Source organism: Klebsiella sp. A-Nf5 (genome assembly GCF_002810545.1).
Classification (GTDB): Bacteria; Pseudomonadota; Gammaproteobacteria; order Enterobacterales; family Enterobacteriaceae; genus Klebsiella; species Klebsiella variicola.
Map to the genome: position 1 here is coordinate 1 of NZ_PIOG01000226.1, position 22205 is coordinate 22205.

At 59.4% G+C, this 22205-nt stretch carries 25 protein-coding genes; 7 read left to right on the forward strand and 18 right to left on the reverse strand.

Features of this window, described 5'->3' with window-relative positions; genetic code table 11:
• Positions 1–295: 295 nt before the first annotated feature.
• On the reverse strand, positions 296–1381 hold the full coding sequence (locus CWM53_RS22245) for a tartrate dehydrogenase (RefSeq protein WP_074386370.1): 1086 nt from the start codon (positions 1379–1381) through the stop codon (positions 296–298).
• 82 nt (positions 1382–1463) lie between these two features.
• Here CWM53_RS22245 and CWM53_RS22250 point away from each other — a divergent pair, with 82 nt between their 5' ends.
• Positions 1464–2426, forward strand: a complete 963-nt coding sequence (locus tag CWM53_RS22250; protein WP_165784195.1) for a LysR substrate-binding domain-containing protein — start codon at positions 1464–1466, stop codon at positions 2424–2426.
• Here the strand turns inward: CWM53_RS22250 and CWM53_RS22255 are convergent.
• From CWM53_RS22255 to puuD, 4 genes are all read right to left on the reverse strand, one after another.
• Positions 2423–3703, reverse strand: a complete 1281-nt coding sequence (locus tag CWM53_RS22255; protein ID WP_100729745.1) for an NAD(P)/FAD-dependent oxidoreductase — start codon at positions 3701–3703, stop codon at positions 2423–2425. The genes CWM53_RS22250 and CWM53_RS22255 overlap by 4 nt on opposite strands.
• Before the next feature lie 2 nt (positions 3704–3705).
• On the reverse strand, positions 3706–5193 hold the full coding sequence (puuC, locus tag CWM53_RS22260; RefSeq protein ID WP_074386367.1) for an aldehyde dehydrogenase PuuC: 1488 nt from the start codon (positions 5191–5193) through the stop codon (positions 3706–3708).
• Between the two features lie 319 nt (positions 5194–5512).
• Positions 5513–6070 (reverse strand): HTH-type transcriptional regulator PuuR, encoded by a 558-nt coding sequence (puuR, locus tag CWM53_RS22265; RefSeq protein WP_002898590.1) that lies wholly within the window; start codon positions 6068–6070, stop codon positions 5513–5515.
• Between the two features lie 25 nt (positions 6071–6095).
• On the reverse strand, positions 6096–6848 hold the full coding sequence (gene puuD, locus CWM53_RS22270; protein ID WP_072199196.1) for a gamma-glutamyl-gamma-aminobutyrate hydrolase: 753 nt from the start codon (positions 6846–6848) through the stop codon (positions 6096–6098).
• Positions 6849–7073: 225 nt separating this feature from the next.
• On the opposite strand from puuD, the gene CWM53_RS22275 reads away from it, so the two are divergent.
• Together CWM53_RS22275 and CWM53_RS22290 are read left to right on the forward strand one after the other, a co-directional pair.
• A complete protein-coding gene (locus CWM53_RS22275; RefSeq protein WP_074386366.1) occupies positions 7074–8495 on the forward strand; it encodes a glutamine synthetase family protein in 1422 nt (473 codons plus the stop codon).
• 353 nt (positions 8496–8848) lie between these two features.
• Positions 8849–10240 (forward strand): APC family permease, encoded by a 1392-nt coding sequence (locus CWM53_RS22290; RefSeq protein ID WP_061155121.1) that lies wholly within the window; start codon positions 8849–8851, stop codon positions 10238–10240.
• Positions 10241–10359: 119 nt separating this feature from the next.
• On the opposite strand, the gene CWM53_RS22295 is transcribed toward CWM53_RS22290, so the two are convergent.
• Positions 10360–10482: a small membrane protein gene (locus tag CWM53_RS22295; RefSeq protein ID WP_002898600.1), complete on the reverse strand. Its 123-nt coding sequence runs from the start codon at positions 10480–10482 to the stop codon at positions 10360–10362.
• Positions 10483–10738: 256 nt separating this feature from the next.
• Between CWM53_RS22295 and CWM53_RS22300 the strand changes: the two genes are divergently transcribed.
• Positions 10739–10960, forward strand: a complete 222-nt coding sequence (locus CWM53_RS22300; protein WP_074386365.1) for a hypothetical protein — start codon at positions 10739–10741, stop codon at positions 10958–10960.
• Between the two features lie 17 nt (positions 10961–10977).
• Here the strand turns inward: CWM53_RS22300 and CWM53_RS22305 are convergent, their stop codons facing one another.
• Both CWM53_RS22305 and CWM53_RS22310 read right to left on the reverse strand, forming a co-directional pair.
• A complete protein-coding gene (locus CWM53_RS22305) occupies positions 10978–11766 on the reverse strand; it encodes an SDR family NAD(P)-dependent oxidoreductase (protein ID WP_100729744.1) in 789 nt (262 codons plus the stop codon).
• Positions 11767–11881: 115 nt separating this feature from the next.
• Positions 11882–12331 carry a winged helix-turn-helix transcriptional regulator gene (locus tag CWM53_RS22310; protein ID WP_061155118.1) on the reverse strand — a complete coding sequence of 150 codons (450 nt, stop codon included), beginning with the start codon at positions 12329–12331 and terminating at the stop codon, positions 11882–11884.
• A gap of 152 nt (positions 12332–12483) precedes the next feature.
• Between CWM53_RS22310 and agp the strand changes: the two genes are divergently transcribed.
• Complete coding sequence (gene agp, locus CWM53_RS22315) at positions 12484–13731, forward strand: bifunctional glucose-1-phosphatase/inositol phosphatase (protein WP_100729743.1); 1248 nt, start codon at positions 12484–12486, stop codon at positions 13729–13731.
• A 67-nt stretch (positions 13732–13798) separates the two neighbouring features.
• Here the strand turns inward: agp and CWM53_RS22320 are convergent, their stop codons facing one another.
• The 3 genes from CWM53_RS22320 to CWM53_RS32425 form a co-directional block, all read right to left on the reverse strand.
• The gene (locus CWM53_RS22320; RefSeq protein ID WP_061155116.1) at positions 13799–14026 is read right to left on the reverse strand and encodes a YccJ family protein; all 228 of its coding nucleotides are present in this window, start codon (positions 14024–14026) and stop codon (positions 13799–13801) included.
• 20 nt (positions 14027–14046) lie between these two features.
• Positions 14047–14643, reverse strand: a complete 597-nt coding sequence (gene wrbA, locus CWM53_RS22325) for an NAD(P)H:quinone oxidoreductase (RefSeq protein WP_008805935.1) — start codon at positions 14641–14643, stop codon at positions 14047–14049.
• Positions 14644–14859: 216 nt separating this feature from the next.
• Complete coding sequence (locus CWM53_RS32425) at positions 14860–14961, reverse strand: hypothetical protein (protein WP_407028637.1); 102 nt, start codon at positions 14959–14961, stop codon at positions 14860–14862.
• Positions 14962–15078: 117 nt separating this feature from the next.
• On the opposite strand from CWM53_RS32425, the gene CWM53_RS22330 reads away from it, so the two are divergent.
• Together CWM53_RS22330 and CWM53_RS22335 are read left to right on the forward strand one after the other, a co-directional pair.
• On the forward strand, positions 15079–15252 hold the full coding sequence (locus CWM53_RS22330; RefSeq protein ID WP_065801247.1) for a general stress protein: 174 nt from the start codon (positions 15079–15081) through the stop codon (positions 15250–15252).
• Positions 15253–15414: 162 nt separating this feature from the next.
• Positions 15415–16353 (forward strand): DMT family transporter, encoded by a 939-nt coding sequence (locus tag CWM53_RS22335; protein ID WP_100729742.1) that lies wholly within the window; start codon positions 15415–15417, stop codon positions 16351–16353.
• 202 nt (positions 16354–16555) lie between these two features.
• Here the strand turns inward: CWM53_RS22335 and rutG are convergent, their stop codons facing one another.
• From rutG to rutA, 7 genes are read right to left on the reverse strand one after another with little or no spacing between them, the layout of a single operon-like run.
• The gene (rutG, locus tag CWM53_RS22340; RefSeq protein WP_074386360.1) at positions 16556–17878 is read right to left on the reverse strand and encodes a pyrimidine utilization transport protein G; all 1323 of its coding nucleotides are present in this window, start codon (positions 17876–17878) and stop codon (positions 16556–16558) included.
• A gap of 21 nt (positions 17879–17899) precedes the next feature.
• Complete coding sequence (rutF, locus tag CWM53_RS22345) at positions 17900–18394, reverse strand: NADH-dependent FMN reductase RutF (RefSeq protein ID WP_012968592.1); 495 nt, start codon at positions 18392–18394, stop codon at positions 17900–17902.
• A 10-nt stretch (positions 18395–18404) separates the two neighbouring features.
• Positions 18405–18995 carry a malonic semialdehyde reductase gene (locus CWM53_RS22350; RefSeq protein WP_002898814.1) on the reverse strand — a complete coding sequence of 197 codons (591 nt, stop codon included), beginning with the start codon at positions 18993–18995 and terminating at the stop codon, positions 18405–18407.
• Positions 18995–19795, reverse strand: a complete 801-nt coding sequence (gene rutD / locus CWM53_RS22355; protein WP_100632011.1) for a pyrimidine utilization protein D — start codon at positions 19793–19795, stop codon at positions 18995–18997. Before rutD ends, CWM53_RS22350 begins: the two co-directional genes overlap by 1 nt.
• Positions 19792–20184: a pyrimidine utilization protein C gene (gene rutC, locus CWM53_RS22360; RefSeq protein ID WP_004204505.1), complete on the reverse strand. Its 393-nt coding sequence runs from the start codon at positions 20182–20184 to the stop codon at positions 19792–19794. Before rutC ends, rutD begins: the two co-directional genes overlap by 4 nt.
• Positions 20177–20887, reverse strand: coding sequence for a pyrimidine utilization protein B (gene rutB, locus CWM53_RS22365; protein ID WP_008805941.1), 711 nt, complete (start codon positions 20885–20887; stop codon positions 20177–20179). The genes rutC and rutB overlap by 8 nt, the downstream gene beginning before the upstream one ends.
• A complete protein-coding gene (gene rutA, locus CWM53_RS22370) occupies positions 20887–21978 on the reverse strand; it encodes a pyrimidine utilization protein A (RefSeq protein ID WP_100729741.1) in 1092 nt (363 codons plus the stop codon). Before rutA ends, rutB begins: the two co-directional genes overlap by 1 nt.
• Between the last annotated feature and the right edge of the window lie 227 nt (positions 21979–22205).

Below are 22205 nucleotides of genomic sequence, written 5' to 3' on the forward strand. Positions count from 1 at the left end.
GCCTCGGCCCGACCCGAAGCCTGCAGGGATAAGTCGAAGGCACCACGCAGTGGCGATGTTGCTGGCCGGAGCCCGGGGGTACAGGGGGCGGCGGCGACTGGCCGCCCCCTGTGCGCTCCCTGCGCCAGAAGAGACATAACGCAGAAGACATATCGGGAGCGCAATGTGCCCGGAAATAACACAGAACAAACGTTTTTCCCGGGGCGAAACCGTTGCAAACCGATAACAGTTTCTACATTATCGTGCCTTTTGTAGCCCCGGTAAGCGTAGCGCGACCGGGGAGCGGGCGGGGTAATTACGCCAAAATGGCTTTGCAGATAGCGTCGCTGACCTGTTGCGTTGACGCGCTGCCTTTCATATCCGGGGTTTTCGGCCCGCTGGCAATCACCTGCTCAATCGCCGCCAGGATCCCGTTGTGGGCGGCGTGATAACGCTCGTCGCCGTTACCGAGGAAATCGAGCATCATCGCCCCGGCCCACACGGTGGCGATCGGGTTGGCGATATTTTTACCGTAGATATCCGGCGCGGAGCCGTGAACCGGCTCGAACAGCGATGGGAAGGTACGCTCCGGGTTGAGATTGGCCGATGGCGCAATACCGATAGTGCCGGTACAGGCCGGGCCAAGATCGGAGAGAATATCGCCGAACAGATTGGAACCGACCACCACGTCGAAACGCTCCGGCTGCAGCACGAAGCGGGCGCACAGGATATCGATATGCTGCTTGTCCCAGCGAATATCCGGATAGTTTTTGGCCATCTCTTCCACTCGCTCATCCCAGTAGGGCATGCTGATCGCCAGACCGTTGGATTTGGTGGCGGAGGTCAGCGTTTTACGCGGGCGGCTTTGCGCCAGTTCGAAGGCGTAGCGCAGGATCCGGTCCACGCCACGGCGGGTAAAGACCGACTCCTGAATCACCACTTCATGCTCAGTGCCTTCATTGGCGCGCCCGCCAAGGGCGGAATATTCGCCTTCGGTATTTTCGCGCACCACATAAAAATCAATATCACCGGCCTTTTTACCCGCCAGCGGGCAGGGGACGCCGGGGAACAGGCGCACCGGACGCAGGTTGACATACTGGTCGAACTCGCGGCGGAACTTCAGCAGCGACCCCCACAGAGAAATGTGGTCGGGAACGGTATCCGGCCAGCCGACGGCGCCAAAGTAGATAGCATCGAAGCCCTGCAGCTGCTCGCGCCAGTCGCCCGGCATCATCTTGCCGTGATGAGCATAATATTCGCAGCTTGCCCACTCCATCTGCTCGAAGCTCAACGACAGATCCCAACGCTGTGCGGCGGCTTGCAGCACGCGAATCCCTTCAGGCAGAACTTCTTTGCCAATTCCGTCACCCGGGATGGCGGCAATACGACAGGTTTTTTTCATTCCGGTTCTCACTTTTTAGCGATGATGTTTGACCACCTGCCTATCCTATAATTGACTGGTTCATAATTAATCACGCTAACTGGTGAAACATAAAACACAGATCATGAATAATCTGCCGCTGCTAAATGATTTACGCGTCTTTATGCTGGTCGCTCGCCGGGCCGGGTTTGCCGCCGCCGCCGAGGAGCTTGGCGTATCACCGGCGTTCGTCAGCAAGCGGGTTTCGCTGCTGGAACACACCCTGAATGTGGTGTTGCTGCACCGTACTACCCGCCGGGTCACCATTACCGAGGAGGGGGAGCGGATCTACGAGTGGGCGCAGCGCATTTTGCAGGATGTCGATGAGATGATGGACGAGCTTTCCGACGTGCGTCAGGTGCCGCAGGGAACGCTGCGTATTATCAGCAGCTTCGGCTTTGGCCGCCGGGTGGTGGCCCCGGCGCTGTCGGCGCTGGCCCTTCAGTACCCGCAGCTGGAACTGCGTTTCGATGTCCAGGACCGGCTGGTGGATTTAGTCAATGAAGGGGTGGATCTCGATATTCGCGTCGGCGACGATATCGCGCCGAATCTGATTGCCCGCCAGCTGGCGTCCAACCACCGCGTGCTCTGCGCCTCGCCGCAGTTCCTTGACCGCCATCCACCACTGAAGCAGCTGAGCGATCTGGCCGCTTTACCCTGCCTGGTGATTAAAGAGCGCGATCATCCGTTTGGCGTCTGGCAGTTGCACAGCAAAGAGGGGCAGCACGCGATCAAGGTGACCGGGCCGCTGTCGTCCAACCATGGTGAAATTGTGCACCAGTGGTGTCTGGACGGGCAGGGAATTGCGTTACGTTCATGGTGGGACGTCAGGGAGAATATCGCCAGCGGCCATCTGGTGCATGTGCTGCCGGAATTCTTTCAGCCTGCCAATGTCTGGGCGGTCTACGTCTCCCGGCTGGCGACGTCCGCCAAAATTCGCACCACCGTGGAGTTTCTGCGCCACTACTTTCGACTGCACTATCCGCAGCATGAGCCGACGGCCAGGGCCGTCGGCGGAGGCGATTAAACCCCAAGGCGGTCGCGCAGACTGTAGTAGGCGGCGCCCATGGCGGTAAAGGGAATGCGCAGGCTGCGGCCGCCCGGGAACGGGTAGTGCGGCAGCTTGGCGAAGGCGTCGAAACGCTCGGCGTCGCCGCGCAGCAGCTCTGAAATCAAGCGTCCGGCGAGGTGGGTACAGGTCACGCCATGGCCGCTGTAGCCCTGCATGTAGTAAATATTGTTATCGAGACGCCCGAACTGCGGCATCCGCGACAGGGTCAGCAGGAAGTTGCCGGTCCAGCGGTAGTCAATTTTCACCCCCTGCAACTGCGGGAAGGTTTTCAGCAGCTTGGGCATAATCAGGCGCTCAACGTCGTCCGGATCGCGCGCGCCGTAGACCACGCCGCCGCCGTACAGCAGGCGGTTGTCGCCGGTCAGACGGTAGTAGTCCAGCAGGTAGTTACAATCTTCCACACAGTAGTTTTTCGGGATCAGCGAGCGGGCGACCTCTTCCGACAGCGGGGCGGTCGTCACCACCTGGGTGCCGCACGGCATGCTGCGTTTCGCCAGCTCCGGCTCCAGCTTGTCACCGAGATAAGCATTGCCGGCGACGATGACGTAGCGTGCGGTCACCTGGCCGCGCGCGGTACTGACCACCGCCGGGCTGGTGTGCTGGATGCGGGTGACCGGCGACTGCTCATACACCCGGCCGCCGTTCAGGCGAATGGCGTCCGCTTCGCCGATGGCGAGGTTCAGCGGGTGAATATGGCCGCCGCTGTGGTCGAGCAGGGCGCCGACGTAGCGGTCGCTATCCACTTCGCGACGGATTGCGTGGCTGTCCAGCAGTTCCAGCTGGGTGTTGCCGTAGCGCTCCCAGTTGGCTTTCTGCTCTTCCAGGGTTTCCAGCTGTTTATGGTTCATCGCCACAAACAGGCCGCCCGGGCGGTAATCACACTGGATCTGGTAGCGCTGGATGCGCTCGCGAATAATATCGCCGCCTTCGAACATCATGCTGCCGAGCATTTTGGCCGCATCCGGGCCGTAGTTCTTCTCAATGACGTCGATATCGCGGCTATAGGAGTTGACCAACTGACCGCCGTTGCGGCCGCTGGCGCCGAAGCCGATGCGCGCGCCTTCCAGCATCACCACGTCGTAGCCCATTTCGGCCAGATGCAGGGCCGAGGAGAGGCCGGTGTAGCCGCCGCCGACGACGCAGACGTCGCAGCTTATCGATTCGTCCAGCGTTGGGAACGGTTCATACTTGTTGGCGCTGGCGGCGTAGTAGCTAGTGGTATGTTCAGTCATGATCAAGACTCCAGGGCAATCCAGATGGTTTTCAGTTCGGTGAATTTTTCCAGCGCGTGTAGCGATTTATCGCGCCCGTTGCCGCTCTGCTTGTAGCCGCCGAACGGAACGGTCATATCACCATCGTTATAGTTGTTGACGAAGACCGAGCCAGCCTTCAGGCGACGGCTCATGCGGTGGGCGCGCGACAGATCGCGGGTCCACACCGCGGCGCCGAGACCGTAGTCGCTGTCGTTGGCAAGCTGCAGCGCCTCTTCTTCGCTTTTGAAGCGCGTGACCACCAGTACCGGGCCGAAGATTTCTTCCCGGCTGAGGGTCGATGCCGGGTCGACGTCAACGAAAATGGTCGGGCCGACGGCGGCAGGCCACGGGTTTTTCCGCCCGTCGAGGAACAGCGTGCTTTTGGCTTCGCCGCCGCGGATAAAACTGTGCACGTTGTCGGCATGGGCGTTATCAATCAACATGCCCATGGTGGTGTCCGGATCGAGCGGGTGACCCGGTTGCCAGTGTTGCGCCTGCGCTTTCAGCAATGTCAGAAATTCGTCGGCGATGCTCTCCTCCAGCAGCAGGCGGGTGCCAGCGATACAGACCTGGCCCTGGTTATAGAAGATGCCGCCGGCGGTGGCGTTGACCGCTTTTTGCAGATCCGGGCAGTCGGCGAAGACGATGTTGGCGCTCTTGCCGCCCGCTTCCAGCCATACGCGCTTCATATTGCTGTCGCCGGCGTCTTTCAGTAGCTGCTTGCCGGTACGGGTGGATCCGGTGAAGGTGATGACTTCAACGTCAGGATGAAGGGCCAGCGCCTGCCCGGCCTCGTGGCCAAAACCGCTAACCACGTTCAACACGCCGTCCGGCAGGCCGGCCTCTTTCGCCAGCCCGGCCAGACGCAGGGCGGTGAGCGGCGATTTTTCCGAGGGTTTGAGGATCACGCTGTTGCCTGCCGCCAGCGCCGGGCCGAGTTTCCAGCAGGCCAGCAGCAGCGGGAAGTTCCACGGCACCACCGCGGCAATCACGCCAATCGGTTCGCGGACGATCATCGCCAGCTCATTGCTGCCGGTGGGCGCGACTTCGCCATAGACTTTATCCAGCGCCTCGGCGTACCAGCGGATGGCGCGGGCGGCGCCGGGAATATCGTCGCGCAGGCTGTGGCGGATCGGTTTGCCGGTATCCAGCGTTTCCAGCAGCGCCAGCTCTTCACGATGGGCTTCCATCAGGTCGGCAAATTTCGTGAGAACCGCTTTACGCCAGGCCGGAGAGGCCTGCGACCAGTCGCCGTTATCAAAAACCTGACGCGCGGCTTTCACCGCCAGGTCGACGTCGGCTTTTTTACCGCGGGCGACCTGCGCTAATGTCTGCTGCGCGGCAGGGTCAATGGTCTCAAAGGTGGTATTATCGGCCGCGGCGCAATATTCGCCGTTAATAAATAAGCGCGTTTCAATGGCCAGGTTTTTCGCTTTTTCCTGCCAGTAAGCCAGGTGCTGAAAATTCATCATGACTCCTTAAAAACATTATCGGCAAATTAATCAGTTCGGCGTTTTCAGGCTGCACGGGGGCGCTGCGCCAGGCGCAGGGCATAGTGTATCCCCGGAGTTGAATACCGTTTATTTCCCTGGATTTCGACAGGTTGTTTGCAACCCGAATTATTCAGGGGGTAGCCGCCATTCACTGGCGTTAATTATTTCAGGGCCAACAGGAAATAATATTCCGTACGGCACAGGCGTTATTACTGCGAGTTCTTCGCCGCGACGAAAATAGCTTTTCCGTCGCGACAGGCCTGAAGAAAGCCTGAACCTCGTTCAGGCTAAATAATCAGAATGTGGTGGGGGTGTGGGCACTGATGATGCGGCAGATGCCTGCCGAGGTGTTGCTGAAGCTGTGCGGGATGCCGGTATTAATGGCATAGCTCTGTCCAGCCACCAGGTGGTACGACTGACCGTTAATGGTCAGCACGATCTCACCTTCCAGTATGGTGCCTATCTCCTCACCCTGATGCTTAATTCTCTCCCCAGTCGTGGTTCCAGGCTGGTAAGTTTCAAAAATCATCGCCAGCGTACGGTTCGGATTTCCGTTATGAACCAGTTTCATGGAAACGCCCTGACTCCCCATCTCAATCAGGTCATCCTGATTAATGACCACCTGGGGTTCGTCCGGCTTTTCGGGTTCAGAAAAGAATTCCGAGAGCGACAGCCCATAGACTTTCAGCAGCTTTTGCAGCGTACTGATGGCAGGACTGACTTTGTCCTGCTCTATGGTGCTGATGGCACTATGTGTTAACCCAGACAGTTCGGCGGCACGACGCTGTGAGAGACCCAGCTGTTGGCGGATCTCTGACAGACGTTTCCCTGGCGCCAGTCCGTCATCGCTCATATTTGCATTTCCTTAACGGTAGTGGTCAGCGCCGCCGCTTTTCAGCATGATGGCCCTGACAGGCGGTGATAAAACCATCAAACAACATACGCGACAGGGCGTATTCGCTACTGTTCCATTCAGGATGCCACTGTACGCCCAACGCGAAAGGATGATCGTTCACGCTGACCGCCTCCACCAGTCCATCCGGCGCTCGTGCCTCCACGCGCAGCTGCGGACTCAGAGTTTTCGCCCCTTGCCCATGTAGCGAGTTTACCCAAAACGTGTTGCAGCCCGGTATCAATTGCGACAGCAATCCTCCTTCCTGAACCTCAACCTGATGGGACGGCGCATACTGCTGCTCGACGGGCAGTTCAGGATCTTCACGATGTTCAAGGAGCTCAGGCTGCTCGAACAGACGACGATACAGAGTCCCGCCGGTGGCGACAACCAGTTCCTGCAGTCCACGACAGATGGCGAAAATGGGGATGCGCCTTTCGAGTGCGGCGTTAATCAGCGCCATGCTCAGAAGATCACGCCCGGGGTCGGCGTCAGGCTCATCGCCGTTTTCACCATAAAGGTGCGGCTGCACATTACTGGGACTGCCTGGCAGGTAAATCCCGTCCAGTTTATCGACTAACGCGTTCAGCAGCTCCGGCTCCGCCAGCGCATGCGGCAGGGCGATCGGCAGTCCGCCGGCGTTAACAATGGCATTCAGGTACTTTTCTTGCAGAGTCTGGGTCTGGTGACCCTTAAGCCTGTTTCTACACATCACGACGCCAATAACTGGCTTGTACATTATATTTTCCATGATCGCCCTCACAAAGTGGACTAAATTATGACCGCTATAGCGGGTTTAACGGCCATATCGTTCAATATTTTCTCAATCTAGCAGTGGAAATAGCCCTTTGCAAACTTAATTTAACATTTGACAAACAATTTGTTTGCATACAAAGTCGATGGGGTGGACATTATATTTAACGGTCTGAGCACAGGACCGAAACCCAACCAACGGCGGTGAATCATGGAAACCAATATCGTAGAAGTTGAGAATTTTGTTCAGCATACGGAAGAGAGACGGGTCAGCGCATTCGCGAAAGAAGTGAAGCGCTACCTCGAAACCTACCCCGATACCCAGTATGTCGATGTCCTCCTCACCGACCTGAACGGCTGCTTCCGCGGCAAACGGATCCCGGTTGCCGGCCTGAGTAAACTGGAGAAAGGCTGTTATTTCCCGGCCTCGGTGTTTGCGATGGATATTCTTGGCAATGTGGTGGAAGAGGCCGGTCTGGGTCAGGATATGGGCGAGCCGGATCGTAGCTGCATCCCGGTACCTGGCACCTTAACGCCTTCGGCGGCTGACCCACAATCGATAGCCCAGGTACAGCTGACCATGGTTGATGAAGATGGCGCTCCCTTTGACGTTGAGCCGCGGAACGTACTCAACCGCCTCTGGCAGCAGTTGCGCCAGCGCGGGCTGTTCCCCGTGGTAGCGGTAGAGCTGGAGTTCTATTTACTGGACCGCAAACGCGATGCCGAAGGCTACCTCCAGCCGCCGTGCGCGCCGGGCACCGACGATCGCAACACCCAAAGCCAGGTCTACTCCGTCGATAACCTTAACCACTTTGCCGACGTGCTTTATGACATCGACGAGCTGGCCAAACTGCAGCTTATCCCCGCCGACGGCGCGGTGGCGGAAGCCTCGCCGGGCCAGTTTGAAATCAACCTTCACCATACCGATAACGTGCTGGATGCCTGCGATGATGCGCTGGCGTTAAAACGTCTCGTGCGTTTAATGGCGGAGAAGCATAAGATGCACGCCACTTTTATGGCGAAGCCTTATGAAGAGCATGCGGGCAGCGGGATGCACATCCACATCAGCATGCTGAACAATAAAGGGGAAAACGTGCTGGTGGACGGCGACGGGGAAGACTCCGCGCTGCTCAAACGCGCGCTGGCCGGGATGATCGATCTGATGCCGGCCTCGATGGCGCTGCTGGCGCCGAACGTGAACTCGTATCGCCGCTTTCAGCCGGGGATGTACGTCCCGACGCAGGCTTCGTGGGGGCATAACAACCGTACCGTGGCCTTGCGTATTCCGTGCGGCGAGCGGCAGAACCACCGCGTCGAGTATCGCGTGGCGGGGGCGGACGCCAACCCATATCTGGTGATGGCGGCGATTTTTGCCGGCATTCTGCACGGGCTGGATAACCCCCAGCTGCCTTTGCAGGAAGAGGTGGAAGGTAACGGTCTGGAACAAGAGGGCCTGCCGTTCCCGATCCGCCAGAGCGATGCGCTGTGGGAGTTTATGCAGAACGATCATCTGCGCGAGCGCCTCGGTGAGCGTTTCTGCCACGTTTTTCATGCCTGTAAGCATGATGAATTACTGCAGTTTGAGCGTCTTATCACAGAAACCGAAATTGAGTGGATGTTGAAAAACGCCTGATGGTCGCCCCGCGAGGGGCCCATGAGTTTGGTAATCAGTAGCATCATACGGCCTGAGCGGAGCCTGGTCGTCCTTTTTGCTGGGAGCCCAGCCATTTCCCGGATGTCGCGTTAAGGAGCGCAGGCGGCAACGGGGCTTCAGTTAACGACACAGTGTGTGACGAGGAAATGAGATGATGCAGATGTTCAAATATCCGCAGGGAGAGGGAGGCCGCTCTGGCCGCATTGGATGCCAACCAGCTACCGCTCACCGGTCCGTCTTACCCTTTTATTTACGCCTTACCCCTTTGCTAAGCAGGTTTGTCACGCGGACGTTGTACCCGCAGACTGTTATCAGCAAAGGGGGAATGAGCGATGGCTATTAATCTTCCTGCGCAAGATGCCGCTCAGGCGGGCAGACCTGGTCTGCGGAAATCACTCAAACTCTGGCAAGTGGTGATGATGGGGCTGGCCTATCTCACGCCGATGACGGTGTTTGATACCTTCGGCATTGTCTCCGGCATCAGCAATGGCCACGTACCGGCGTCTTATTTGCTGGCGCTGGCGGGCGTGCTGTTTACCGCTATCAGCTACGGCAAACTGGTGCGCCAGTTTCCGGAAGCTGGCTCCGCTTACACCTACGCGCAAAAATCCATCAGTCCGCACGTCGGCTTTATGGTTGGCTGGTCGTCGCTGCTGGATTATCTGTTCCTGCCCATGATCAACGTCCTGCTGGCGAAGATCTATCTCTCGGCGCTGTTCCCGGAAGTACCGCCGTGGGTGTGGGTGGTGACCTTTGTTGCCATCCTCACCGCCGCGAACCTGAAAAGCGTTAACCTGGTGGCTAACTTCAATACCTTGTTCGTGTTGGTGCAGATCTCGATCATGGTGGTATTTGTCATTCTGGTGGTGCAGGGGCTGCACAAAGGCGAGGGGGTGGGTACCGTCTGGTCGCTGCAGCCATTTATCAGCCAGAATGCCCATCTGATCCCGATTATTACCGGCGCGACCATTGTCTGCTTCTCGTTTCTCGGCTTCGATGCGGTGACCACGCTGTCGGAAGAGACCCCTGATGCCGCGCGGGTGATCCCGAAGGCGATTTTTCTCACCGCAATGTATGGCGGCATTATCTTTATCGCCGCGTCGTTCTTTATGCAGCTGTTCTTCCCGGATATTCATCGCTTTAAAGACCCTGATGCCGCGCTGCCGGAGATTGCGCTGTATGTGGGCGGCAAGTTATTCCAGTCGATTTTCCTGTGCACGACCTTTGTTAACACCCTGGCGTCGGGCCTGGCGTCGCATGCCAGCGTCTCCCGTCTGCTTTACGTGATGGGCCGCGACAACGTCTTCCCGGAGCGTATTTTTGGCTATGTGCATCCGAAATGGCGTACCCCGGCGCTGAACGTGATTATGGTGGGCATCGTTGCGTTGTCGGCGCTGTTCTTCGACCTGGTGACCGCCACGGCGTTGATCAACTTCGGCGCACTGGTGGCGTTTACCTTCGTTAACCTGTCGGTGTTCAACCACTTCTGGCGGCGCAAGGGGTATAACAAAACCTGGAAGGATCGTCTGCACTATCTGCTGCTGCCAATGGTCGGGGCGTTGACCGTGGGCGTGCTGTGGATCAACCTCGAGGCCACCTCGCTAACGCTTGGTCTGGTGTGGGCGGCGCTTGGCCTGCTGTACCTGACTTATCTGACCCGGCGTTTCCGTAAACCCCCGCCGCAGTTCGATGCCACCAAAGCGGAGCAGGCCTGGGAATCATAAACGTTTGATGCTGCTGTTGAACGAAGGCAGGCCCACTGGCCTGCCTTCGTTTTTGGTTCGGTAAGGGACAGTACAGGATGGTAAAGAAATCAGCAGAAAACGGCGGGGAACGGAAGGTGTTATTTCTTCTTTTTATGGACAGGTAACTGACTGGCGCGCCGCTCTTTGAGGTACGACACCAGGCTGTAAATGGCGACGCCCAGCAGCGCCACCGCGACGATAAAGAGAATAAGACCCGACATAGACCAACCTAATATTCTGTTTAGAAAGGGAAAAAGATACAGGGCTCTGTTTGAAGATAACATCGGGATATGTCTGAAAGATGACGCCTCATACCGGGAATCTTCGGCGATGGGGTTGTGATAAAATATTTCCCGCAGGAATGTGACAGCCAGGGTTTCATCTGAAATGGCGTAACACTCCGTTAAGTGATTTTACAGAAGTGCGGTCTACAGCAGGTTACGCTGACCGCGAATAAGAATGATCTGAGAGTAAGTCATGTATAAGAAAACCCTCAGCCTGCTGGGTGTGGTGCTGGCGCTGTCTGCCTTCGCCAGCCAGGCTGAAAGTGAACCTCAGGCGAGCCGCGAACGGATCGTGGAGCAGATCCTCAAGCCATGTGAAGGTAAAAAAGCGGGCGATAAGGTGGTGATTACCGATCGCCGCGGCGGCGAGCACGAGGCCATTTGTACCCTGACGGCGGTTCCGCTACCGGAGTAACGCCCGCCGCAAGGGGGTTAGCGATACCGCGGCGCCGGTTGCCCGGTTCGCGCGCTGGTAAACAGCGCCAGTCTGGTCTGCTCGAAAGCCTCCCACAGTCCCAGGTCATGAACCGGCGGTAAGGTGACCTGTTCCCCCATCTCCAGCCCCCTGAGGGCGGCGTCCACCAGATCTTCTGTGGTCATCACTGTGCCGGTGGGCAGGGCGTCCAGCGCCACGCCGGAGGTCGGCCAGAGATCGGTGGCGGTCGCCGCCGGCAATACCGCCTGAATACGCACGCCGCTGTCGGCAAACTCATCCTGCAGACCGCGGGTGAAGCTCAACACCCAGGCTTTACTGGCGCTGTAGACCGCGCTGCCCGGCAGCGTATGTAGCGCGAGGATGGAGGCAATATTAATGAGCGTTCCCCGGCGTCGTGGGGTGAAAGCGGCCAGCGCGGCATAGCTCAGGCGCAGCAGCGCCGTGGTGTTGAGCGTATGAATCGCCTGGTGCTCGCGCGGCGTACTGGCGAGAAAACCCGCCATTTTCGCGGTGCCGGCGTTGTTAATGAACAGGTCGATGGCGGGATCCTGCTGCAGACGCTGCTCTATGGCGGCAATCCCGTGCTCTTCGCTAAGATCGGCTTTGAGGATGCTGGCCTGGATGGCGTAGCGTGCCTGCAGCTGGTCGGCGAGCGCCAGCAGCCGGTCTTCACGACGGGCGGCGAGGATCAGGTTGTAGCCGCGGGCGGCGAGTCGTTCGGCATAGATCGCGCCGATACCTGAGGACGCGCCAGTGATAAAAGCAGTGTGCGATGACTGGGTCATGAGAATTGCCTCGTAAAAGGTTGCATTATTAAACCAAATTCAGCATGAGATATCTGGTTTAATAATGCAACTATTTTGCCAGGCTTTTTTTATTTCTGCCTGCCGCAGGGAGCGATTAGTCGTTCAGCGGGAGGGCGATGGTGATATCCGCTGGGGACAGCTCACGGCCATCGGCCGCCTGCAGCACCAGTTTACGCAGGGGCTGACGCTGCTGGCGGTCAATGAGCCGGGTCGCCGGTTCGTTCGGGTCAAAAAGATAGTCGTCTGCCCACTGGGAGAGGGCGACCAGCACCGTTTGCAGGGCACGGCCCTTGTCGGTCAGGACATACTCCTGCCAGGCGCTGCCGTCGGAGGCCGGCTGCAGGCGCAGGATGCCTTCATCCACCAGCATTTTCAGCCGCCCGGCGAGCATGTTTTTGGCAATACCGAGGTTTTTCTGGAATTCGCTAAACCGGCGCACCCCGCGCAGGGCATCACGGACGATCAGCAGCGACCACCAGTCACCGATTACATCGAGGGAACGGGCGATAGGGCAACAGCTGTTTTCCAGACGGGTACGTTTCACGAAGGCCTCCAGGTTAATTGTTTCATTATAAAACTCTTTGCCCGGCAGGGGAAATTTTCGACTACGGTCTAAGTTTGCGAGCGATTACCAGGAAAAATGTCATCAATCCGTCACAATTAACGCGATGATAATAAATGACTAAGGATGAAGGGATGAGAAAACGTCTACTTGCCGCCGCCGTCGCCGGCGCGGTGATGTTATCCGCTGGCGCTCAGGCGCAGGACACGGCCGCCCCGGAGGGGTATCAGCTGCAACAGGTGCTGATCATGAGCCGTCACAATCTGCGTGCGCCGCTGGCCAATAACGGCAGCGTGCTGGAGCAGTCGACAGCGAAAGCCTGGCCGCAGTGGGATGTGCCGGGCGGTCAGCTGACCACCAAAGGCGGCGTGCTGGAGGTGTATATGGGCCACTATATGCGCGAATGGCTGGCGCAGCAGAAGCTGGTGACCAGCGGTGAGTGCCCGCCGGAAAACGCGGTTTACGCCTATGCCAACAGCCTGCAGCGCACCGTCGCCACCGCGCAGTTCTTTATCACCGGCGCGTTCCCGGGCTGCGGTATCACGGTGCACCATCAGCCGCAGATGGGCACTATGGACCCGACCTTCAACCCGGTTATTACCGACGACTCCCCCGCGTTTCGCGAGAAAGCGCTGCAGGCGATGGAAAAAGAGCGTCAGGGGATGCAACTGACCGAGAGCTATAAGCTGCTGGAGACGATGATCGATTACCGCAACTCGCCCTCCTGCAAAGAGAAGCAGGTTTGCTCGCTGAGCGAGGGTAAGGATACCTTTAGCGCCGGTTATCAGCAGGAGCCGGGGGTTTCCGGCCCGCTGAAGGTGGGCAACTCGCTGGTGGACGCCTTCACCCTGCAATACTATGAAGGTTTCCCGAAAGACCAGGTGGCGTGGGGGGAAATCACCAGCGATAAGCAATGGCAGGTGCTGTCGAAGCTGAAAAACGGCTACCAGGATAGTCTGTTTACCTCGACGGCAGTGGCGCAAAACGTCGCCAAACCACTGGTTAAATATATCGATAACGCGCTGGTGGGCGAGGAGGCCAGCAAGGCGAAAGTCACGCTGCTGGTGGGGCACGACTCGAATATCGCCTCGCTGCTGACGGCCCTGGACTTTAAGCCTTATCAACTACCTGGCCAGTACGAGCGCACGCCCATTGGCGGCAAACTGCTGTTTCAGCGCTGGCATGACAGCGCCGGCAATCGCGATTTGATGAAGATTGAGTATGTCTATCAAAGTACTGAACAGCTGCGTAACGCCGACGCGTTAACCCTGCAGGCCCCGCCGCAGCGGGTCACCCTGGCGCTTAACGGCTGCCCGGTTGACGATCAGGGATTCTGCCCGCTGGAGACCTTTAAAAAGGTGATCAACGAGGCGGCGAAGTAATGTAAAAAACCCGGAGCAATCCGGGTTTTTTAGCAGGTTAGGGTGAGCCCTGACGGGAATAAACGTCCTAGACGTTTTTACGCTCAATCGTCTGTTCACCCCAGAACAGCGCATCTTTATCGGTTTTGGCAAAGGCCAGCGCCAGCACTTCGTCGCTGCCTTCCTCCCAGATTTGCTCCGCCCGTTTTTCATCGTAATGGGCGACTTCAAAAATCGCCTCGGCGATCTCCGGCGAGGTGTTACGTAAACTTGCCCATTCGCCGACGTGATGTGCTTTTGCTTCTTGAGTTGGCATGTTGCTCCTCCTGCAGAAGATTAGCCGTGTACTTTAACGGCCAGTTTAGCGACATGTTCGCCCTGATAGCGGGCGATGGCTAACTCTTCCTCGCTCGGCTGACGCGAACCGTCTCCGCCGGCGATGGTGGTCGCGCCATAAGGGGTTCCGCCGCGGACCTGGGAGATATCAAACAGCTCCTGGGCGCCATAGCCGATCGGGACGATGATCATGCCGTGGTGGGCCAGCGTCGTCCAGGTCGAGGTGATCGTTTGCTCCTGGCCGCCGCCGGTGCCGGTTGAGCTGAATACGCTGGCGATTTTGCCATACAGGGCGCCGGACGCCCACAGGCCGCCGGTTTGATCGAGGAAGGTGCGCATCTGACCGGACATGTTGCCGAAACGAGTTGGGGTACCAAAGATGATGGCGTCATACTCTGCCAGCTCCTGCGGCGTGGCGACGGGCGCGTTTTGAGTTTTCCCGCCTGCTTTGGCAAATGCTTCAGCCTGCATGGTTTCCGGCACGCGCTTCACAACCACCTCAACGCCATCCACCCGGTTCGCCCCATCGGCGACGGCGTGAGCCATGGTTTCAATGTGTCCATACATGGAATAATAAAGCACCAGAATTTTAGCCATTTCCATCACTCCTCGGTTGCGTTATAAGCCAGCCAAATGACTGGTTACCTTTAAAGATAAAGCCTCCGCCGGAGAGTGCAAATCCAACGGGCATTTATTTGATTTATAACAAAATGACAAAGCGTTATTTACTTTTCCTTGCACAGCGCGGCCTGAACAGGAGAGAAGAGGGGGCGTTGCGCCTGCCATTTTGGCCGGTGCGGCAAGGGTGTAGCATCAGGATACATTTTTGCCGACTATTTTTTCTCCGCCAGCAGAGTCGGTTAGGGCCCGTTCACGCCGCGAGGGGACTTTTTTCGCCCGGGTTTGTTTCTGGATATTTCATTTGTCGCCGTCAGCAGCTGTCATTCACTAACCTTATAGATACGCGGTAAGACAGCGGCATCGCCGCTCCCGCGTAATGCACTATGATGTCTAACCTAATGGAGGTCAGTAATGGCAAACCATCGTGGCGGTTCTGGCAACTTTGCTGAAGACCGTGAAAGAGCATCAGAAGCAGGACGTAAAGGTGGCCAGCATAGCGGGGGGAATTTTAAAAATGACCCTCAGCGCGCCTCAGAGGCTGGCAAAAAAGGGGGTAAAAACAGTCATGGTAGTCGTGACAGTTAACGCGCGACTCGCACTGTTCTCTTTGATGCGGTGTTAATCTCCCCCACCCAACCGCATCGCCCTCGCCGCCGGCATCTGCCGGCGGTTTTTTTATCTGTCGGTGGTTGCGCTCCCGCCGGGCGGATTGCACACTGGTCGCCCGTTAATCGTCATGGCTGTCTTATGTCTTCGTTAAAATTCTCCATTACCCGCCAGGAAGCGCTCCTTATCATGATCACCATGTTCTGGGGAGGGACGTTCCTTGCCGTGCAGTATGCGGTAAGCCTCAGCGGGCCGCTGTTTTTTGTCGGTCTGCGTTTCGCGACTGCCGCGCTGGCGGTGGGCCTGCTCTCGCTGCGCACCCTGCGCGGTCTGACGTGGCTGGAGGTGAAAGCGGGGGTGGCGATTGGCGTGGCGATTGCGCTGGGGTATGGCCTGCAGACCTGGGGACTGCAGTCGATCTCCAGCAGTAAGTCTGCCTTCATCACGGCGATGTATGTGCCGCTGGTGCCGCTGTTGCAGTGGCTGTGCCTGGGCCGTATGCCGGGGGTGATGTCCTGCGTGGGAATTGTGCTGGCCTTTATCGGTTTGATCCTGCTGGCCGGGCCGGAAAATAATCTGCTGGCGCTTGGCGTGGGGGAGATGATTACTCTGGCGAGCGCGCTGGCGATCGCCGCGGAGATTATCCTTATCAGCGCCTGGGCCGGGAAAGTCGATGTCCGCCGGGTGACGGTCGTGCAGCTGGCGACCGCGTCGCTGGTGGCTTTCGCCGCCATGAAGCCGGCGGGTGAGGCGGTTCCGCCGTTGACGCCGGCCCTGCTCGGCGTCGCGCTGGGGCTGGGGATTTTCAGCGCGATCATTCAGGTGACCATGAACTGGGCGCAGCGCAGCGTCTCGCCGACGCGGGCCACCCTTATCTATACTGGTGAACCGGTATGGGCCGGTATTTTTGGCCGGCTGGCCGGTGAGCGTCTGCCGCTGCTGGCCCTGCTCGGCTGCGTCTTGATCCTCGCAGGGGTGCTGGTGAGCGAGCTGAAGTGGAAGCGCAAGTCGCCGCCGCAGGTTTCCACAAACGACGATGCGCAGCCGCTGCCGGACCTGGCCGATCGCCGCGAGCCATAATTTTACGCTTCTGACCCGACAGCGGCGCTTATCCTGGCCCGGCTCTGACTGTCTCCAGGCCCGCGCAAGCGCAGCGCCGCCGGGCGGTCAGGCTCCGTACCTGCGGCGGTGCCGGATGGCGGCATAAATGCCTTATCCGGCCTACAGGCTCACACCACCCAGGCCCATACCGCTCCCTGCGCCAACGCCGCGCTAATGTGGCTTACACCGGCGTTACCCTGGCCTCCTTCGCTTCCCGCGTTCCGCGATGAAGCAGCGCGTGCAGCAGGATCGCCCCGAAGGTGGCCGTGCCAATCCCGCCCAGCGTAAAGCCGCCCACCGACAGCGCGAAATCCCCTGCGCCCAGCACCAGGGTCACCGACACCATGATCAGATTGCTGTTCTGGCTGAGGTCGACGCGGTTTTGCACCCAGATCCGCGCCCCGGCGACGGCAATTAAGCCAAACACCACGATCGAGGCGCCGCCGATCACCGGCCCGGGAATGGTGTGGATTAATGCGCCAAACTTCGGTGAGAAGCCCAGCAGCATCGCGATCAGCGCCGCGGCGACAAAGACCAACGTCGAATAGACCTTGGTCACCGCCATGACGCCAATGTTCTCCGCATAGGTCGTGACCCCGCTGCCGCCCACCGAGCCGGAGAGCATGGTCGCCAGCCCGTCGCCGACGAAGGCGCGCCCCATGTACGGGTCCATATTGCGCCCGGTCATCCCGGCGACGGCCTTCAGGTGCCCCAGGTTCTCAGCCACCAGGATCACGGCGACGGGCGCAATCAACATCATCGCCTGACCGTTAAAGGATGGGGTGGTAAAGTGCGGCAGCCCGAACCACTCCGCCTGGGCGAGGGAGGAAAAGTCCAGCGGTTTGCCAAGGCCAAAACCGTTAGCCAGCAGGGCGTACAGTGCGCAGGCGACGATCAGGCCGACCAGGATCAGCAGACGCTGCAGCATCCCGCGGGTAAATACCGCGACTATGCCGATGCAGAGCACGGTTAACACCGCCATCCAGCTGTCGAAGGCGCTGGCGGACACGCTGCGCACGGCAATCGGCGCCAGGTTCAGGCCGATTGCCATCACCACCGCGCCGGTCACCACCGGCGGCATCAGGCGCTCGATCCAGCGGGTGCCGATCTTCATCACTACCAGACCAATCAGGGTGTAAACCAGCCCGCAGGCGATGATCCCACCAAGGGCGACGCTCAGATGAGGGTTCAGCCCCTGGCCGTTAAAGCCGGTAATGGCGATCACCACCCCGACAAAAGCGGCGCTGGAGCCGAGATAGCTCGGCACCCGTCCGCCGGTGACGACAAAGAACAGCAGGGTGCCGACGCCCGACATCAGAATCGACAGGTTGGGGTCGAGCCCCATCAACAACGGCATCAGCACCGTCGCGCCGAACATCGCAACGGCGTGCTGCACGCCCATCACCAGCGTTTGTCCGGCCGACAAGCGTTCATCGGGGGCGACAACGCCGGACTCAGCGGCGGGGGAGGTCAACTTCCAGCGAGGAAAATCGAAGAGTGCCATGATGATATCCCGGGTTAAAGGTTAACAAGCGGGTCGCATAAGCGTGTGATAACCGCGGTCAAACCACATCAGTCCCCGGGGTTCCGGGTGACGGGTAATGGCCACGACGTGACAAAACAGGATGTCGTGCGTGCCGACGCTGACGCGCTGGTCGATACGGCAGTCAAAGCTGACCAGCGCCGCCTCCAGCCGCGGACAGCCGGTGGCGCCAGTCTGCCAGTCGGCGGCGGCAAAACGCTCGTCCATTGCCGTTTTACCGCCAAACAGCGTCGACAGGGCCTCCTGTCCGGCCGCCAGGGTATTGACGCACAGCGTGTGGTGTTCGCTGAACACCGGCCACACCGAGGCCGAGCGGTTCAGGCAGACCAGCAGGGTCGGCGGCGTGTCGGTAACGCTGCAGACCGCGCTGGCGGTGAACCCCGCCCGGCCCGCCGGGCCATCGGTGGTAATAATGTTAACCGCGGCGCCGACGTGGGCCATGGCGTCACGAAAACTCGCTTTGTCCGCTAACTCCATCGCCAACTCCTTATGCCAGCAGGCAGGCTTCATCAAAGGACAGACGCGGCAGGCGACCATACAGCTTGCCGGGGTCGCCATAGCCGATATTTACCAGCAGGTTGCTTTTCCAGCCGTTGTCGGCGAAAAACGCCGCGTCGACTTTTTCCCGGTCAAAACCGGACATCGGCCCGGTGTCGAGGCCCAGCGCGCGGCAGGCGAAAATCAGGTACGCCGCCTGCAGCGAGCTGTTGCGAAACGCGGTCTCTTCCGCCAGCTGCGGGCTGGAGGTAAACCAGCTGCGGGCGTCACCGTGGGGAAACAGGGTCGGCAGCCGGTCGTAGAAGGCGCTATCCCATGCCACGATGGCGGTCACCGGCGCCTGCATGGTTTTCTGCAGATTGCCGCTGGAGAGCGTTGGGCGGAGCTTCTCTTTGCCTTCCGCGCTACGGACGAACACGATGCGCGCCGGCGAACAGTTGGCGGAGGTAGGCCCCATTTTCATCAGGTCCCAGACGGCCTGCAGTTGCGCGTCGCTCACCGGCTTATCCAGCCAGCCGTTGTGGGTCCGGGCCTGGGTAAACAGCGTCTCGCAGGCCGTGTGGTTTATCGCGTCGTTCATTAGATCTCCCTGGCGACCGGCAGCATAGCGGCCAGCCCGTCGCATAAAATGGTATTAAACGTATCGGCGTCGGTGACGTTACAGGCATGGCCGCCCCACGGCATCTCCACATGCTGGCTGCCGGGGATCGCCGCCTGCAGCACGCGGGAGCAGGAGGCCGGGACCAGCAGGTCGTCAGCGGCGCTGACAATCAGCGTCGGACAGGCAATGGCCGCCGCACGGCGTGAAAAATCAGCCTGCTTCAGGGCCTGCAGTCGCTTCAGCAGATTATCCTTGCCCTGAAAATGACTGATGGCAAGCGCATCTTCCGCTTCGAGGCGCGGCAGGCGCGCGGCCATCCATTCCGCCGGGTAGAGAAACAGCGGTTGCGCTTCAACCCACGCCTGCGCGCCGCCGGCATGCAGCAGACGCTCGCGCACCAGGAAGCAGCGGCGGGTATGCGGCGACAGCGTCAGCCAGCCGTTGACCAGCACCAGGGCGCTCACCGCCTCGGGGCGATCGAGCGCCAGCTGCAGGCCAATCAACGCCCCCAGGGCGTGGCCCACCAGCGCAAAGCGGGTGATCCCCGCCGCCTGCAGGGCGCTGAACAGCTCCCCGGCCATCGTCACCATGCTGTAGTCGGCGGGCAGCGGGCCGGCGTTTTCCCCGGTCCCGTTATGGTCATAACTCACCAACTGATACTGTGCCTCCAGCGCCGCGCGCTGCGCCAGCCAGTAGCCGCCGCCCCCGCCAAGGCCGGCGCTGAGGACCACCACCGGCGCGCCGGGCCATGGGGCTGGAGCAATATTGAGCCTCATCATGTCGGGGTGCCGATATGGGCGACGCTGGCGATTTCCACCAGCGCATCAGGCTTCACCAGCCCGCACTGAATGCAGAAGCGCGCCGGTTTATCGCCGGGGAAGAACTCGGCGTAGACCTCGTTAATCGCGGCGTAATTTGTCCAGTCGGTGATAAAGATGCTGTTGAAAGTCACATCCGCCATACTCCCGCCCGCCGTTTCGATAACGCTCTTGATGGTCTCCAGCACGTGGCGGGTTTGCGCCTTTGGGTCGCCGATGTGCACCACATTGTTTTGCTTATCAAACGGCAGGGTGCCCGAGACGTAGACCACCCCGTCGGCGAGCGTCCCCGGAACAAAGGGGGCAATCGGCGTGGTGGTGCCTGGCGGAATAATCACCTGTTTAGGCATAACGTTTCTCCTTGGCTAAAGACAGCGGGGTGGCGGGGGACAGCGCGTGGCAGAAACTCTCGACGTCGCTGACCCAGCCGAAAAAGGTTTCAATATTGAACAGCGCCGCCTGCTGGGCGAAGGCCGGCCCGGCCTGATGGGTGGCATCCTCCAGCACGATGCCGAAGTATTCGAGAAAGAAGCCATCGCGCAGCGTCGATTCGACGCAGACGTTGGTGGCGATCCCGGTGAACACCAGGTGGCGTATGCCGCGGCTGCGCAAAATGCTGTCGAGCGGGGTGTTAAAGAAGCCGCTGTAACGCGGTTTCGGCAACACGATGTCGCCTTCCTGCGGCGTCAGCTCGTCCACCAGCTGATAATCCCAGCCGCCTTTCGCCAGCAGCTTGCCCTGCAGCTCCGGACGCTGGCGCATCGTTTTCAGCGCGTTGGACTTGTGATAGTTCGGCGAGCCCGGGCCGCCAGCTTCAACATACTGGTCATCCCAGCCATTCTGGAACCAGATAATCAGCATACCCGCGGCGCGGGCGGCGGCGACGGCGGTATTAATATTGTCGATAACCGGCCGGGTGGCGGAGACGTCAAAGCCAGCGAGATCCAGATAACCGCCCTGGCTGGCGTAGGCGTTCTGCATATCGACCACAATCAGCGCGCTCTGCTGCGGCGCGAAGGTCAGGGATTCCGGGCGAGCGGGAAGGGTAATCATCAGGCCACCTCACGGGTAACAGGAGCAATGTGGTCCCGGCAGCGCATCAGCGGCTGAATGCGTTCGCCAAAGGCGTCGATGCCGGCAAGAAAATCATCAAAGGTCAGCAGCACGCCGTCGGTACCGGGCACGCTCGCCACTTCATCGAGCATCCGCGCGACGCTGGCATACGATCCGACAAGGGTGCCCATGTTAATGTTGACCGCCGAGGTGGGGTCGGCCATCTGGCGCACGTTGGTATCGCTGCCGGAGCGGGTGTCTTTCTGACTCTGCTCGGTGAGCCACGCCAGCGCTTCTTCATCGGCGCCCGCTTTGTAATGTTCCCATTTGGCGCGCGCCGCCTCGTCGGTTTCGTCGGCGATCACCATAAACAGCACATAGGACCCCACATCGCGGCCGGTTTTTTCCGCCGCCTGCATCATGCGCGCGGCGGTCGGGGCAAAGGCCGTTGGCGTATTGACTCCTTTGCCAAAGCAGAAGTTGTAGTCCGCGTGCTGAGCGGAGAAGGCCATACCGGCATCGCTCTGCCCGGCGCAGATCACCTTCATCGGCTGCGAAGGGCGCGGGCTGACCCGGCAGTCGTTCATGGTGAAGTAGTCACCTTTGAAATCGCTGCGCCCGGTGTCCCACAGGTCACGGAGCACCTGAACGTATTCGGTGAGATAGTCATAGCGGCTGGCGAAATAGTCATCTCCCGGCCACATGCCCATCTGGTCATATTCCGGTTTTTGCCAGCCGGTCACCAGATTGACGCCAAACCGACCGCCGGAGATGGAGTCGATAGTGGAGGCCATCCGGGCGACAATCGCCGGCGGCAGCGTCAGGGTGGCGGCGGTGGCGTAGATCTGGATCTTCGAGGTCACCGCCGCCAGGCCGGCCATCAGGGTGAAGGACTCCAGGTTGTGATCCCAGAACTCGGTTTTCCCGCCGAAGCCGCGCAGCTTGATCATGGAGAGCGCGAAGTCGAAATGGTAGTGCTCGGCTTTCTGCACGATAGCCTTATTCAGTTCGAAGGTCGGCATATACTGCGGGGCATGAGTAGAGATCAGCCAGCCGTTGTTGCCAATGGGAACGAAAACACCAATTTTCATACCTACCTCTCTGCAGTCATGGAAGATGGAATTGCGGTGGTGCGGCATCCTGCCTCTCCCTGGACCACCTTGCAGAAGAGCTAAAGCAAACGCGATGCCAGTTTTATAAATGCCAATGTTATTAATGTGTTACTTTTGAGTTGCTAAAAAGGACGATAAAAAAGTGGACTGGATGGTCAAAATCAGTGCACGAAAAAACGGCAGTCATGCGCAATCAGGGTGCACGG

Bases quoted from the DNA above. Each gene is read 5' to 3' on its own strand.
- rutB (WP_008805941.1), bottom strand. From the start codon at position 20,887: ATGATTACCCTTCCCGCTCGCCCGGAATCCCTGACCTTCGCGCCGCAG.
- rutF (WP_012968592.1), bottom strand. From the start codon at position 18,394: ATGGAGTTAGCGGACAAAGCGAGTTTTCGTGACGCCATGGCCCACGTC.
- CWM53_RS22295 (WP_002898600.1), bottom strand. From the start codon at position 10,482: ATGTCGGGTCTTATTCTCTTTATCGTCGCGGTGGCGCTGCTGGGCGTC.
- CWM53_RS22275 (WP_074386366.1), top strand. From the start codon at position 7,074: ATGGAAACCAATATCGTAGAAGTTGAGAATTTTGTTCAGCATACGGAA.
- wrbA (WP_008805935.1), bottom strand. From the start codon at position 14,643: ATGGCTAAAATTCTGGTGCTTTATTATTCCATGTATGGACACATTGAA.
- rutG (WP_074386360.1), bottom strand. From the start codon at position 17,878: ATGGCACTCTTCGATTTTCCTCGCTGGAAGTTGACCTCCCCCGCCGCT.
- puuD (WP_072199196.1), bottom strand. From the start codon at position 6,848: ATGTACAAGCCAGTTATTGGCGTCGTGATGTGTAGAAACAGGCTTAAG.
- CWM53_RS22300 (WP_074386365.1), top strand. From the start codon at position 10,739: ATGTATAAGAAAACCCTCAGCCTGCTGGGTGTGGTGCTGGCGCTGTCT.
- CWM53_RS22290 (WP_061155121.1), top strand. From the start codon at position 8,849: ATGGCTATTAATCTTCCTGCGCAAGATGCCGCTCAGGCGGGCAGACCT.
- CWM53_RS22245 (WP_074386370.1), bottom strand. From the start codon at position 1,381: ATGAAAAAAACCTGTCGTATTGCCGCCATCCCGGGTGACGGAATTGGC.
- agp (WP_100729743.1), top strand. From the start codon at position 12,484: ATGAGAAAACGTCTACTTGCCGCCGCCGTCGCCGGCGCGGTGATGTTA.
- rutC (WP_004204505.1), bottom strand. From the start codon at position 20,184: ATGCCTAAACAGGTGATTATTCCGCCAGGCACCACCACGCCGATTGCC.
- CWM53_RS22350 (WP_002898814.1), bottom strand. From the start codon at position 18,995: ATGAACGACGCGATAAACCACACGGCCTGCGAGACGCTGTTTACCCAG.
- puuC (WP_074386367.1), bottom strand. From the start codon at position 5,193: ATGAATTTTCAGCACCTGGCTTACTGGCAGGAAAAAGCGAAAAACCTG.
- CWM53_RS22305 (WP_100729744.1), bottom strand. From the start codon at position 11,766: ATGACCCAGTCATCGCACACTGCTTTTATCACTGGCGCGTCCTCAGGT.
- rutD (WP_100632011.1), bottom strand. From the start codon at position 19,795: ATGATGAGGCTCAATATTGCTCCAGCCCCATGGCCCGGCGCGCCGGTG.
- CWM53_RS22320 (WP_061155116.1), bottom strand. From the start codon at position 14,026: ATGCCAACTCAAGAAGCAAAAGCACATCACGTCGGCGAATGGGCAAGT.
- CWM53_RS22335 (WP_100729742.1), top strand. From the start codon at position 15,415: ATGTCTTCGTTAAAATTCTCCATTACCCGCCAGGAAGCGCTCCTTATC.
- CWM53_RS22330 (WP_065801247.1), top strand. From the start codon at position 15,079: ATGGCAAACCATCGTGGCGGTTCTGGCAACTTTGCTGAAGACCGTGAA.
- puuR (WP_002898590.1), bottom strand. From the start codon at position 6,070: ATGAGCGATGACGGACTGGCGCCAGGGAAACGTCTGTCAGAGATCCGC.
- rutA (WP_100729741.1), bottom strand. From the start codon at position 21,978: ATGAAAATTGGTGTTTTCGTTCCCATTGGCAACAACGGCTGGCTGATC.
- CWM53_RS22255 (WP_100729745.1), bottom strand. From the start codon at position 3,703: ATGACTGAACATACCACTAGCTACTACGCCGCCAGCGCCAACAAGTAT.